General features: G+C 43.2%; 10 protein-coding genes. 7 read left to right on the top strand and 3 right to left on the bottom strand.

Annotated features, from left to right (window positions below; all coding sequences use genetic code 11):
- Positions 1 to 4: 4 nt before the first annotated feature.
- Both CHJ_RS00125 and CHJ_RS00120 read right to left on the bottom strand, forming a co-directional pair.
- Entirely contained in the window at positions 5 to 1,462 is a 1,458-nt protein-coding gene (locus CHJ_RS00125) for a TrkH family potassium uptake protein (RefSeq protein ID WP_171754484.1), read from the bottom strand.
- 31 nt (positions 1,463 to 1,493) lie between these two features.
- On the bottom strand, positions 1,494 to 2,117 hold the full coding sequence (locus CHJ_RS00120) for a YigZ family protein (protein ID WP_317916556.1): 624 nt from the start codon (positions 2,115 to 2,117) through the stop codon (positions 1,494 to 1,496).
- 346 nt (positions 2,118 to 2,463) lie between these two features.
- On the opposite strand from CHJ_RS00120, the gene fadB reads away from it, so the two are divergent.
- From fadB to CHJ_RS00105, 3 genes are all read left to right on the top strand, one after another.
- The gene (gene fadB, locus CHJ_RS00115) at positions 2,464 to 4,635 is read left to right on the top strand and encodes a fatty acid oxidation complex subunit alpha FadB (protein WP_317916555.1); all 2,172 of its coding nucleotides are present in this window, start codon (positions 2,464 to 2,466) and stop codon (positions 4,633 to 4,635) included.
- 25 nt (positions 4,636 to 4,660) lie between these two features.
- Positions 4,661 to 5,827, top strand: a complete 1,167-nt coding sequence (gene fadA / locus CHJ_RS00110) for an acetyl-CoA C-acyltransferase FadA (protein WP_171754487.1) — start codon at positions 4,661 to 4,663, stop codon at positions 5,825 to 5,827.
- A gap of 198 nt (positions 5,828 to 6,025) precedes the next feature.
- Complete coding sequence (locus tag CHJ_RS00105) at positions 6,026 to 7,006, top strand: MDR family oxidoreductase (protein ID WP_171754488.1); 981 nt, start codon at positions 6,026 to 6,028, stop codon at positions 7,004 to 7,006.
- Positions 7,007 to 7,058: 52 nt separating this feature from the next.
- Here CHJ_RS00105 and CHJ_RS00100 read toward each other — a convergent pair whose 3' ends face one another.
- Positions 7,059 to 8,024: a LysR family transcriptional regulator gene (locus CHJ_RS00100; protein WP_171754489.1), complete on the bottom strand. Its 966-nt coding sequence runs from the start codon at positions 8,022 to 8,024 to the stop codon at positions 7,059 to 7,061.
- Positions 8,025 to 8,202: 178 nt separating this feature from the next.
- Between CHJ_RS00100 and CHJ_RS00095 the strand changes: the two genes are divergently transcribed.
- The 4 genes from CHJ_RS00095 to glyQ all read left to right on the top strand — a co-directional run bounded on the left by CHJ_RS00095 (position 8,203) and on the right by glyQ (position 12,610).
- Positions 8,203 to 8,838, top strand: a complete 636-nt coding sequence (locus tag CHJ_RS00095) for an NAD(P)H-dependent oxidoreductase (protein WP_317916554.1) — start codon at positions 8,203 to 8,205, stop codon at positions 8,836 to 8,838.
- The gene (locus CHJ_RS00090) at positions 8,838 to 10,757 is read left to right on the top strand and encodes a monovalent cation:proton antiporter-2 (CPA2) family protein (protein ID WP_317918052.1); all 1,920 of its coding nucleotides are present in this window, start codon (positions 8,838 to 8,840) and stop codon (positions 10,755 to 10,757) included. The genes CHJ_RS00095 and CHJ_RS00090 overlap by 1 nt, the downstream gene beginning before the upstream one ends.
- Positions 10,758 to 11,075: 318 nt before the next feature.
- The gene (tusA, locus tag CHJ_RS00085; protein WP_171754491.1) at positions 11,076 to 11,324 is read left to right on the top strand and encodes a sulfurtransferase TusA; all 249 of its coding nucleotides are present in this window, start codon (positions 11,076 to 11,078) and stop codon (positions 11,322 to 11,324) included.
- A 365-nt stretch (positions 11,325 to 11,689) separates the two neighbouring features.
- Positions 11,690 to 12,610 carry a glycine--tRNA ligase subunit alpha gene (glyQ, locus tag CHJ_RS00080; protein ID WP_171754492.1) on the top strand — a complete coding sequence of 307 codons (921 nt, stop codon included), beginning with the start codon at positions 11,690 to 11,692 and terminating at the stop codon, positions 12,608 to 12,610.
- Positions 12,611 to 12,612 lie beyond the last annotated feature (2 nt).

Raw genomic sequence — 12,612 nt, 5'->3', positions numbered from 1 at the left:
ATCCTTAACTGCGCCAGAACGTTGGCGTAAAGAGAATGAGGAGAGTAAAGACTTCTAATCGACCGAATAACATAGACAATACCAACACCCATTTAGCATCATCATTGATGTCTCCATAGTGAAGGGCGACATCACCCAAGCCGGGTCCCAAATTATTTAAGGTAGACGCGACAGCAGAGAATGCACTCAACTCATCGATACCTGTGGCAATTAACGCCAGCATACAAATAACAAATACCAATGCATAAGCAGAGAAAAAGCCCCATACCGCATCAACCACTCGTTGAGATAAAGCTGTATTGCCTAACTTGATGGTGAATACCGCTCTTGGGTGAATCAACCTTTTTATCTCACGGGAGCCTTGTAGAGTAAGTAACAAAATCCTTATTACTTTCATCCCCCCGCCCGTTGAACCAGCACAGCCACCTATAAAAGAAGAGAATAACAGTAACACAGGCAAAAACAGCGGCCACTCAGCGAAACCTGTGGTAGTAAATCCGGCAGTTGTTGAGATAGATACGGTTTGGAATAGTGCTTGATCGAACGCGTCAAAAACGGAGATATAGGAGTGATGCTTTAATAGCAAGAGAAAGCAGACAACAAATAGTATTCCTTGAATAAAAAAGAAAGCTCTAAATTCAGGATCTTTAATATAGTATTTAGGGTGAACACCACCTGAAGCAAATGCGGCAAAGTGCAATGAGTAGTTACAACCAGAAATCAGCAAAAAGACCACGGTAATCATATTGATCGCAGAGCTATCAAAATACCCCATACTGGCATCATGAGTAGAAAAACCACCAATAGCAATGGTTGAAAAGCTATGACATATTGCATCGAACAAGCTCATACCCGCCAACCAGAAAGCACCGGCACAGGCTAATGTTAAGCTTAAATAGATATACCAAAGTGCTTTTGCTGTCTCTGCAATTCTGGGGGTCATTTTGCTGTCTTTCACAGGCCCCGGAATCTCAGCTCGATACAGCTGCATACCACCGATACCAAGCACAGGAAGAATCGCTACCGCCAACACAATGATTCCCATACCACCAAACCATTGCAAAAACTGACGATAAAACAGAATAGCTTTAGGCAGATCATCCAAACCCACAATTACGGTCGCACCAGTTGTGGTTAATGCCGAGAATGATTCAAAGAAGGCGTCAGTAATTGAGACTGCAGGGTTTTCAGATATGAGGAAAGGCAGTGCTCCGGCACTACCAATTACCGTCCAAAACAGCACTACAATCAAAAAGCCATCTCGGGACTTCAAATCTTTTTTATGATGTCGATTGGGAAACCAGCATATCCCGCCGCACAACAGCAGAACAAAAAAGGTACTGACAAAAGGGACACCCGCTCCATCTCTGTATATCAAAGCAACAAAGGCTGGCGCAAGCATAGATACACTGAACAGAGCTAAAAGCAGCCCTACGATGCGAATTATTGAACGAAATTGCATGGATAATAAATGAAGCTAAGCTTCCAGTTTCCTAGTTTTCTTTTATTTCAGAAACGAATACCTTCGCTCCACTCTTATTGATAACAGATTGAATGAAATCGTCACAATTGCGCTTTTCAATTTCTACAACCATTTCTATTTGCGCTGAAAAGTCCGATGAAAGCTCAACCGCTTGGAAAGCATTTATCAGCGATTGAACCAGCGAAATAGATGGATAGTCTAACCTTAGTTGTACACAAGTGGTGATTTTTTTCTCAATAGTTTGAAGCAAACGAAGAGCACTTTGTACTCCACCGCCATACGCTTTAACTAGCCCGCCGGTACCCAACTTAATTCCACCAGAATAACGAGTGACGACTGCGGAGAGTTCTCCGACGCCAGAGCCACTTAACTGAGCCAAAATAGGTTTCCCAGCAGTGCCGGACGGCTCACCGTCATCACTAAAACCCCATTTCATAGAATCTTCTGGTCGTCCTGCAACAAAACCCCAGCAATTATGCCTTGCCGCTGCATGTTCTTTCTTGCAGCTTTCTATAAATACCTTTGCCGCATCAATACTCGGCGTATGAGCTAAATGAGTAATAAAGACACTTTTTTTAATCTCTTCTTCAAATAACACCGACTCAGAAGGTATAAGGTAAGGTTCAATATTCATAAAGTTAGACATAGAAAGAGTAGGCGGCCAGTGTAACACCGCAATAATCTAATTCAATTCGTTTGACCGATCTCAAAATGTTAAACAGTTGTTTGAATTTTGTTGAAATAAAGTTTGAATTGCTTCAATATCATACAACTGGTCGTACCAAAGCTCGCTTAGTTCAAACACGCTTAAGCGTAGCAAAGTAACGACATGTAACCGATAGGTGGTCATCACAATAGCAACAAGTACCACCAACATTACTGCAATATCGAGCCACAACATATGATCGAATAATGACAGTAAATAACTTCAAAATGGACTCTAGTTAGCAACATTTGGTTGCTCTTTACGGAGAAAGATAATGATCTACCAAGCCAACACCCTACAAGTGAAGGAATTAGAAAGTGGCATAGCTGAACTCAGTTTTTGCGCACCAGCCTCGGTGAATAAACTGGATCTTGCCACCCTTGATGCTCTCGATAACGCGCTGAATCAACTAAAAGAACAGCAACACTTAACAGGTTTAATTTTAACCTCAGATAAAGAATCTTTTATCGTTGGCGCAGATATCACCGAGTTTTTAGGTTTATTTGCTAAACCCGCAGATGAACTGAACAACTGGCTGCTGTACGCCAACAATATTTTCAATAAGCTTGAAGATCTCCCCTTCCCGACTCTATCACTACTAAAAGGGCATACCTTAGGTGGTGGTTGTGAGTGCGTTCTCGCAACCGATTTTCGAATTGGTGATGCAACCACAAGTATTGGCCTGCCAGAAACTAAGCTAGGCATAATGCCAGGGTTTGGAGGCTCAGTTCGTATGCCTCGCCTTATTGGTGCAGACAGCGCAATGGAACTGATCACAGCAGGAAAAAGTTGCAGAGCCGACGAAGCGTTAAAACTAGGGCTAATGGATGCCATTGTGGATAGTGACCAGCTACTTCAGTCCGCCATCAATACTATTCAACAAGCCAATAATGGAAAACTAGATTGGCAAGCAAGACGCAAACAAAAAACATCGCCATTAACCCTTAGTAAGCTAGAGTCCATGATGAGCTTCACTATGGCAAAAGGCTTAGTTATGCAAAAGGCAGGGCTTCATTACCCTGCTCCAATTACCTCAGTTAAAGCGATAGAAGAAGCCGCAACCCTTTCTAGAACTGCCGCTCTCGATGTGGAACGAAAACACTTTATTAAACTCGCTCAATCTGAAGAAGCCAATGCCTTAGTAGGTCTGTTCTTAAATGATCAATACATAAAAGGTTTAGCCAAAAAAGCGACGAAGACCGCAACAAAACCAACAGAAAGAGCCACCGTGCTAGGTGCGGGTATTATGGGGGGCGGAATAGCATATCAATCGGCACTTAAAGGTGTTCCTGTATTGATGAAAGACATCGCACAGCCCTCACTGGATCTCGGCATGAGTGAAGCATCTAAACTGCTGAATAAACGTTTAGAAAGAGGCCGTATTAATGGTTTTAAAATGGCGGGAATACTGTCATCCATTACTCCTAGCTTACATTACGCCGGCGTGGAGCAGACAGATATTATTGTTGAAGCCGTAGTAGAGAACCCTAAAGTGAAAGCGGCAGTGTTAAGCGAAGTCGAGCAGCAAGTAACAGAAGAGACCGTCATCACATCAAACACATCTACCATTCCAATCAATTTATTGGCTAAATCATTACAACGTCCAGAAAACTTCTGTGGCATGCACTTTTTTAACCCTGTGCATCGTATGCCTTTAGTTGAAATCATTCGCGGAGAAAAAACGTCCGACGAAACCATCAATCGAGTCGTGGCGTATGCCGCTCAAATGGGTAAATCACCTATTGTTGTAAATGACTGTCCTGGCTTCTTTGTTAACCGAGTACTATTCCCCTATTTTGGTGGTTTTAGTTCTCTACTAAAAGATGGTGCGAACTTCTTATCTGTTGATAAGGTGATGGAGAAAAAATTTGGTTGGCCAATGGGGCCAGCATACCTGCTTGACGTGGTTGGAATTGATACTGCTCACCATGCTCAAGCGGTAATGGCTCAAGGTTTTCCTGCTCGAATGGCCAAAGAGGGCAAAGACGCCATTGATGCTTTATATGAAGCAGAAAAATATGGTCAGAAGAATGGTTCCGGTTTTTATAGCTATAGCAAAGACAAAAAAGGCCGACCAAAGAAAGTCTTCTCAGAAGAAATACTCGCTGTTTTACAACCGACATGCTCTGCTCAACAAGAGTTTAGTGACGATACCATTATCCAACGAATGATGATTCCAATGATCAATGAAGTTGTGCTCTGTTTAGAGGAAGGCATTATCGCGTCGCCTCAAGAAGCGGATATGGCATTGGTATACGGCCTTGGATTCCCTCCATTTAGAGGTGGCGTTTTCCGCTATTTAGATAGCCTAGGCATAAATAATTATGTGGAAATAGCCAAGCAATACAGCGAACTAGGGCCACTTTATCAAGTACCACAAATGCTAATAGATATGGCAAAGAACGGCGGTTCTTTCTACCAATCTCAACAAGCAAGCTCACTTTAGTCACTTTTGGAGAAGGAATACCACAATGAATAACGTCGTAATTGTCGATTGTCTACGTACACCGATGGGTCGCTCTAAAGGTGGCGCCTTTCGTCATACTCGCGCAGAAGACCTTTCTGCTCATCTGATGAAAGGCATCTTGGCACGAAACCCACAAGTCGATCCTACGCAAATAGAAGATATCTATTGGGGTTGTGTGCAACAAACATTAGAACAAGGTTTCAATATCGCCAGAAATGCAGCGCTATTGGCCGATCTGCCTAAAAATATTGGTGCAGTGACTGTTAACCGATTGTGCGGCTCTTCAATGCAAGCTCTACATGATGCTTCACGAGCAATAATGGTGGGTGACGCTGAGATTTGTCTAATTGGTGGAGTAGAACATATGGGCCATGTACCCATGAACCATGGTGTCGATTTCCACCCAGGGTTATCAAAAAACGTAGCCAAAGCCGCAGGAATGATGGGGCTTACCGCCGAAATGCTTGGCAAGCTGCATGGTATTTCACGTCAGCAACAAGATGAATTTGCCGCTCGCTCTCATGCACGTGCCCACGCAGCTACTCTAGAGGGACGTTTTAAAAATGAAATTCTTGCGACGGAAGGCCACAGTGCTGATGGATCGTTAATTCAACTTGATTATGATGAAGTTATTAGGCCTGAGACCACCGTGGAAGGTTTATCGCAACTTCGTCCCGTCTTTGATCCTGCAAATGGTACCGTTACCGCGGGAACCTCATCCGCACTCTCTGACGGTGCATCAGCAATGCTGGTTATGAGTGAAGATAAGGCCAAACAACTGGGGCTTACCATTCGTGCTCGGGTTCGTTCAATGGCGGTATCTGGTTGTGATCCATCAATTATGGGGTACGGTCCTGTTCCTGCAACACAAAAGGCGTTGCAACGTGCAGGCATTACCGTCGATCAACTTGATGTTATCGAACTTAATGAAGCGTTTGCAGCACAGTCGTTACCTTGTGTAAAAGATCTCGGCTTATTGGATGTCGTTGAGGATAAAATCAACCTAAATGGGGGTGCTATTGCTTTAGGTCACCCGCTAGGCTGTTCAGGTTCTCGAATCTCCACCACCCTGATAAACCTAATGGAAGCGAAAGACGCTCAATTCGGCTTAGCCACCATGTGTATAGGTTTAGGTCAGGGCATAGCCACCGTGTTTGAGCGAGTGGAATAGATCCTCGATAAACAAACATAACGCCGTAAAGAGCAGCATAAATTATCCCGACTATTACAGGAGCGACGAAAGTCGCTCCTTTTATATGCGTAATATGCATATATATAATGCTAAAGTTTCATTTTAGTCATACCTAATTAGCAACTACACTTAGTCGGTCAAATAAACAAATTACTATTAACTCTAGTGGAGAAAGCCATGTTTAACGCTCTGGTTCTAAATCAACAAGAAAAACGCACACTGGCAGCAATTGAGCAACTGGATGAATCTCAATTACCAGAAGGTGATGTTCTTGTTGAAGTAGAATACTCATCTCTAAACTACAAAGATGGTTTAGCTATTACAGGTAAAGGAAAAATTATCCGCAACTTCCCAATGGTTCCGGGAATAGATATGGCGGGTAAAGTCATCAGTTCCGACGACAACCGTTACAAACAAGGCGATGAAGTGGTACTTACCGGTTGGGGTGTAGGCGAAAACCACTGGGGTGGCATGGCTGAAAAAGCCAAACTAAAAGCAGACTGGCTAGTACCGCTACCAAGCGCTCTTTCCAGCAAACAAGCCATGATGGTCGGTACAGCGGGCTTTACGGCAATGCTATGTGTGCAAGCACTTCTAGACGCAGGGATAAAACCTGAAGATGGTGAAGTGGTTGTGACTGGCGCAAGTGGTGGTGTAGGTTCAGTCTCCGTTGCACTTTTAGCACAATTAGGTTATCAAGTGGCCGCAGTTACTGGTCGTGTTGAGCAAAATGGTCCTTTATTAGAAAAGTTAGGGGCCAACAAAATCATCGACCGTACAGTTTTTGAAGAACCTGCACGCCCTCTTGAGAAGCAAGTATGGGCTGGCGCTATCGATACTGTTGGTAGCAAAGTACTGGCTAAAGTTCTTGCTCAAATGGATTACAACAGTGCTGTTGCCGCTTGCGGATTAGCTGGTGGCTTCGACTTACCAACAACGGTAATGCCATTTATCTTGCGTAATGTTCGCCTGCAAGGTGTTGATTCAGTATCTTGCCCGACAGAAAAACGTATCGCTGCATGGGAATCGCTATCAAAACTCTTACCAGAAAGCTTCTTTGAGCAAGCATGTAATGAGATATCACTGGCTGAGGCAGCAAAATACGCAGAAGATATCACTAATGGTCAAGTAACAGGCCGTGTCGTCATTAAGCTATAAGCACAACTCTATCAATAGAAAATGGACAAATGGCCAAGCCTTGTCCGTTTTTTTATTTGACCTCATTACTGCTGGCCGGCAATAAGCCCAGATCTTCCACTCTCTTAGCAATGAGTCGACCACACTCCTCTTTAAGCACATTACGAAGCCACTCTTGTGAAGGTGAATGTTCACACCTAGGATGCCAAATCATCGAGTAATCAAACGGTGTAAAGGCAAATGGTAAAGGCTTAATAAGCAAGTCATATCGATCAGCAACCAGATACGCTAAATCCGCAGGAACGGTGATAATAAGTGGCACGGTATCCACAACCGCTAGCGCAGCTTCTAAGTGATAAGCCCTTATCATGGTTCGCCTTGCTGGCTGTCCTTCTAAAGCATGATCGATCAACGCTTTAACACCATCACTAATCGCTATCATGGCATGTGGATACTCTAAGTAATCATCCAACGTCATCTGTTTAAATGCCAACGGATGCTTTTTCGATAACAGACAAGAGACACCAACCTTACCTAAAATGTCGCTTAATAGCGGCTCAACCGATGTCGTCGGTCGACATATCGCCAGATCAGCACCTTGGGTGGTCAATTGATACATTAGTTGCTCATGGTGCAATGGAAGAAACTCCAACGAGACATTAGGCGCTTCCTGATAAATCCGCGGTAAAGCAAAAGGTAAAATGGTCTGCATTGCGTAATCGGTGGTCGCAATGGTAAAAGATTGATTACAGCTTTTTGCACTGAACTCTTTAGAAGAGAGTAACTGTCGAACTGCATCCAGCGGCTCACCCAATAACTGTCCAATTTCTAAGGCTTTTTCAGTCGGGATCAACTGCTGGCCTTGCCGAGTAAACAGAGGATCATCCAGCAGTTCTCTTAATCGCCCTAAAACACGGCTCATCGCCGATTGGCTTAGATTTAATCGAGTAGCTGCTTTACTAACCGTGCCCTCTTCAATCAACACTTTTAATGCCACCAGCAAATTTAAATCTTTACGGTAAATATCTTCCAGTTCCACAGCCAACTCTTATCGGATAACGTTCCTTGAGATTAGTAAGTATACTCTTCTATCGAAGAGCATCCTATACTCAAATGTCTCTACATAGTTTCTCTTTGAATGCATTGAGAAATAGAAGGTGCCAGACAATAATACATCTTCAATTACAGCAATCATCTTATCGTCAGTTGGGGTTAATATGGCAAAGAAAAAAGTATTGGTTTTATATGCTCACCCTTCACAACACAGATCTGAAGTGAATCAAACACTCTTCAAAGCAGCTGCAAATATAGAGCATGTTACCGCTATCGATTTATATGGTGAGTACCCAACCTTTAATATCAACATAGATCGCGAGCAACAGAGGTTGCTTGATCACGACATCATTGTTTTCCAGTTTCCCCTCTACTGGTACTCCACACCTGCACTATTAAAAGAGTGGCAAGACCTTGTCTTAGAATACGGTTTTGCCTATGGACAAGATGGCAATGCTTTACAAGGCAAAGTATTCTTTTGCGCCACCACTGCAGGCGGTAAAGCAGAAGCTTATCAAACAGATGGTTACAATCACTTTACTATTCGTGAGCTATTTCACCCATTTGAGCAAACCGCATCATTAACAGGGATGCATTACCTTGCTCCTTTTGCCCTATTTGGTTCCAGAACGGCATTAGAAGAAGGTCGAATAGAGAGCCATGTTCAACGTTGGGAAAGGCTACTCACCGCTTTAACAAGGGATCAATTAGATTTAGAGCAGGCCAGTAAAGTTGAAAAGCTGACCCACGTTTTAGATCAACTCATCGCGTCAGAGCAGAAAACTGAAGGAGATAGATGATGACAGGTATTTTCTTACAAGCATTTATCTATTTGGTCGCGGCGGTCATTGCTGTTCCCATTGCTAAGCGATTAGGACTAGGCTCCGTACTGGGCTACTTAATCGCAGGCGTTGTCATTGGGCCAATCATTGGCTTAGTCGGAGAAGAAACCACCACCATCCAACACTTTGCAGAGTTTGGTGTGGTCATGATGCTGTTTTTAGTCGGTTTAGAGCTAGAACCCAAGATGTTATGGGCAATGCGCAACCGCTTAATGGGATTGGGTGGCTTACAAGTTGGTGGAACGGTCGCATTGGTCATGGCGATCGCGTTATTTCTAGGTCAATTATGGAGCATCGCATTAACTATTGGCCTCATATTCGCACTCTCTTCCACGGCCATTGTATTGCAAACTTTTAGTGAAAAAGGGTTAAGCAAAACAGAGGGCGGGAAAAATGCCTTTTCCGTTTTGCTATTTCAAGACATCGCTGTTATTCCAATGTTGGCCTTTATTCCTTTACTCGCATTGCCGGAGTTAATTGAACAGGCTCAGTTAGCCGCAAACACCGCCGCAGAACATCATGAAGAGTTAAGTCTTGTTGCTGGACTTCCTGGCTGGGCTTATGGATTAGTGATCACCGCCTCTATTGCTTTAGTGGTGGTTGGTGGCCATTTTCTCAGTCGCCCACTTTTTCGCTTTGTGGCCAGTTCTGGGCTTAGAGAAATATTTACCGCTACCGCACTAATGCTCGTAATTGGTATTGCAGCATTAATGAGCTTAGTCGGACTATCACCAGCATTAGGCACTTTCTTAGCAGGGGTGGTTTTAGCCAATAGTGAGTTTCGACATGAGCTGGAGTCCAATATCGATCCCTTTAAAGGTTTACTTCTAGGGCTCTTTTTTATTACCGTCGGAGCCGGTATAAACTTCTCTATTCTGTTCAGCCAATTTTTCGTTATTATCGGCTTAACGTTAGCAGTAATGTTATTAAAAGGGGCAGTTCTGTTTTTACTTGCTCTGATTTTTAGAATCAAAGGCAGTGATCGTTGGTTATTTGCTTTGAGCTTGGCGCAGGCTGGTGAGTTTGGCTTTGTATTACTCAGTTTCTCAATGCAAAACCACGTCCTACCCGCAGAGATAGCGCAAACATTGTCTTTAGTTGTTGCACTTTCAATGTTCTTCACGCCAGGACTGTTTATTTTGTTTGATAAAATCATACTGCCGCGTTACCAGCAAGAATCCAATGACAGAGAGAGTGATGTCATAGAAGAGCAAGGCTCTGTCATCATTGTAGGTATTGGACGTTTTGGCCAAATAGTTAATCGCTTACTGGTATCAAACGGAGTAAAAACCGTGGTACTGGATCACCAAGCCAACCAAGTCGATGTGGTGAGGAAAATAGGAACTCAAGCCTACTATGGCGATGCCACTCGACCCGACTTACTTCATACTGCCGGTATTGAGAATGCTAGAGCGATTGTTATCGCTATCGACCAACCAGAAAGCAGTGTTGAACTGGTCAAGTACGTCAAACATACTTATCCAAAAGTCACCGTTATCGTACGAGCTTTCGACCGTGGTCATGGGTATCGACTCCGTCAAGCTGGTGCAGACATTATCGAATCAGAAACTTACCATTCATCGTTAGAAATTGGCGGGCACGCAATGAAAGTTATGGGATTGCACCCATTCTTCATTGAACAACAGAAAACCACATACAAACGAGTTGAAAACAAAAAGTCAGATATGCTCTATACCGCATGGCAAGATGACGCTGAAGGTGAACGCTTCGATAATAACTATCGTCAGCTTTTTATACACCTAGAAGAGAGTGTTTCTGAAGAGATGAAGCACGATCGCAGCGACAAGCACACTCGCTCAGAGCGTGGCTGGACACCACCTCCAAAAGGGTACGCTGACAATTTTGTAGAAAAGTAATTTATAACAGAGCCTGCTGATTGCAGGCTTTGTTAACTTATTGCATTACCAATGTCACGAACCTAATGGCTTTCAGTAAGCTAGCTAGACGCTAAAACACAGCTACTCCCATGAAAACAATCACTTTTCTTCAGGCAAAAAAAATCCCGCCTTTCAGCGGGGAAGCCCAAGAAAATTGGAATAGTGCTGTAACACGACTTAACATGTTGCGCATTTGTTAATTAAATGTAGCGATCTTTTTTACATTTGCCAAGCTTTTATTGAATTTTTTTTTTCTACCAGTAATATCAACCGTGAAATTTTCAGAGAGAACACCTAATGACAATAGCCCCTGAGCTGGCAAATAAGACGCTTGAAGCGGAAGGATTACGCTGTCCAGAGCCAGTAATGATGGTCAGGAAGACAATAAGAAACATGCAAGATGGTGAAGTTTTGCTTATTAACGCTGACGACCCATCAACCACCAGAGATATTCCCAGTTTTTGTCGATTTATGGATCACCAACTAATCGACTCTCAAACTGATGTACTGCCTTATCAGTATTTGATTAAAAAAGGGCTTGAGTGATTTTTCATCTGTAGCCTTTAATTTACAAAAAATGCCTTAAGCTATTCAGTATTGAATGGAACGTACCCAGCCCAGACTCACGACTTAAATTGCCGGGCTGGTAGGCATTACATATCCAATGACCACTCAAGTCCTCTTCATTCTTTTTCAACCCCAAAAGACACTACTCAGCAACCTTGCAGATAAAAAATCGCCATAAATAGGTCTTATTACCATCAAAAATGAGCATTTAACCCTTAAATCATCAGATTTCTTTAATTTGAAAAAGAAATAAGCAATAAAAGCTCTACTCCCCACTTCAATATATCGCTATACTTTGTAGTTATTTTTCATTCATTCAAACAGAAGATTCGCGCAAACCTACTATGCAAAAATACGATATCAAAACCTTTCAAGGTATGATCCTCGCGCTGCAGGATTATTGGGCACAACAGGGTTGTACTATTGTTCAGCCTCTCGATATGGAAGTGGGTGCGGGGACTTCTCACCCAATGACATGCTTACGTGCCATCGGCCCAGAGCCAATGGCGACCGCTTATGTGCAACCGTCACGCCGACCAACTGATGGCCGTTATGGTGAGAACCCTAACCGTCTGCAACATTACTATCAATTCCAAGTAATGATTAAGCCTTCTCCTGACAATATTCAAGAGTTGTATCTTGGTTCTTTAGAAGTACTTGGTGTTGATCCTTTAGTACACGATATCCGTTTCGTAGAAGATAACTGGGAAAACCCGACACTAGGTGCTTGGGGTCTTGGTTGGGAAGTCTGGCTAAACGGTATGGAAGTGACTCAGTTTACTTACTTCCAACAAGTTGGTGGTCTAGAGTGTAAACCTGTTACTGGTGAGATCACATACGGTATCGAGCGTTTAGCAATGTACATTCAAGGCGTTGATTCGGTTTATGACTTAGTTTGGGCTGATGGTCCTCTGGGTAAAACAACCTATGGTGATATCTTCCATCAGAATGAAGTTGAACAATCAACATACAACTTTGAACACGCCGATGTGGATTTCCTATTCACCTTCTTTGACCAGTGTGAAAAAGAGTGTAAAGAGTTGCTAGAGTTAGAGTCACCTCTACCTCTTCCCGCTTACGAGCGCATTCTTAAAGCAGGCCATGCATTTAACCTGCTAGATGCTCGTAAAGCGATCTCCGTAACAGAGCGTCAACGTTACATCCTACGCATTCGTGATTTAACAAAATCCGTTGCACAAGCATATTATGCATCACGTGAAGCACTAGGTTTCCCGATGTGTAACAAACAGGATGAGGAGAAGTAATC

The sequence above is a fragment of the Vibrio sp. MACH09 genome (assembly GCF_033238805.1).
Taxonomy (GTDB): domain Bacteria; phylum Pseudomonadota; class Gammaproteobacteria; order Enterobacterales; family Vibrionaceae; genus Vibrio.
The sequence above is the reverse complement of the archived record's forward strand: the minus strand, read 5'-3'. Positions and strand labels throughout refer to the sequence as shown.

What these genes read in the sequence shown, in the direction of transcription:
- CHJ_RS00125 (WP_171754484.1), bottom strand. Translation starts at nt 1,462, where the DNA reads ATGCAATTTCGTTCAATAATTCGCATCGTAGGGCTGCTTTTAGCTCTG.
- CHJ_RS00120 (WP_317916556.1), bottom strand. Translation starts at nt 2,117, where the DNA reads ATGAATATTGAACCTTACCTTATACCTTCTGAGTCGGTGTTATTTGAA.
- fadB (WP_317916555.1), top strand. Translation starts at nt 2,464, where the DNA reads ATGATCTACCAAGCCAACACCCTACAAGTGAAGGAATTAGAAAGTGGC.
- fadA (WP_171754487.1), top strand. Translation starts at nt 4,661, where the DNA reads ATGAATAACGTCGTAATTGTCGATTGTCTACGTACACCGATGGGTCGC.
- CHJ_RS00105 (WP_171754488.1), top strand. Translation starts at nt 6,026, where the DNA reads ATGTTTAACGCTCTGGTTCTAAATCAACAAGAAAAACGCACACTGGCA.
- CHJ_RS00095 (WP_317916554.1), top strand. Translation starts at nt 8,203, where the DNA reads ATGGCAAAGAAAAAAGTATTGGTTTTATATGCTCACCCTTCACAACAC.
- CHJ_RS00090 (WP_317918052.1), top strand. Translation starts at nt 8,838, where the DNA reads ATGACAGGTATTTTCTTACAAGCATTTATCTATTTGGTCGCGGCGGTC.
- tusA (WP_171754491.1), top strand. Translation starts at nt 11,076, where the DNA reads ATGACAATAGCCCCTGAGCTGGCAAATAAGACGCTTGAAGCGGAAGGA.
- glyQ (WP_171754492.1), top strand. Translation starts at nt 11,690, where the DNA reads ATGCAAAAATACGATATCAAAACCTTTCAAGGTATGATCCTCGCGCTG.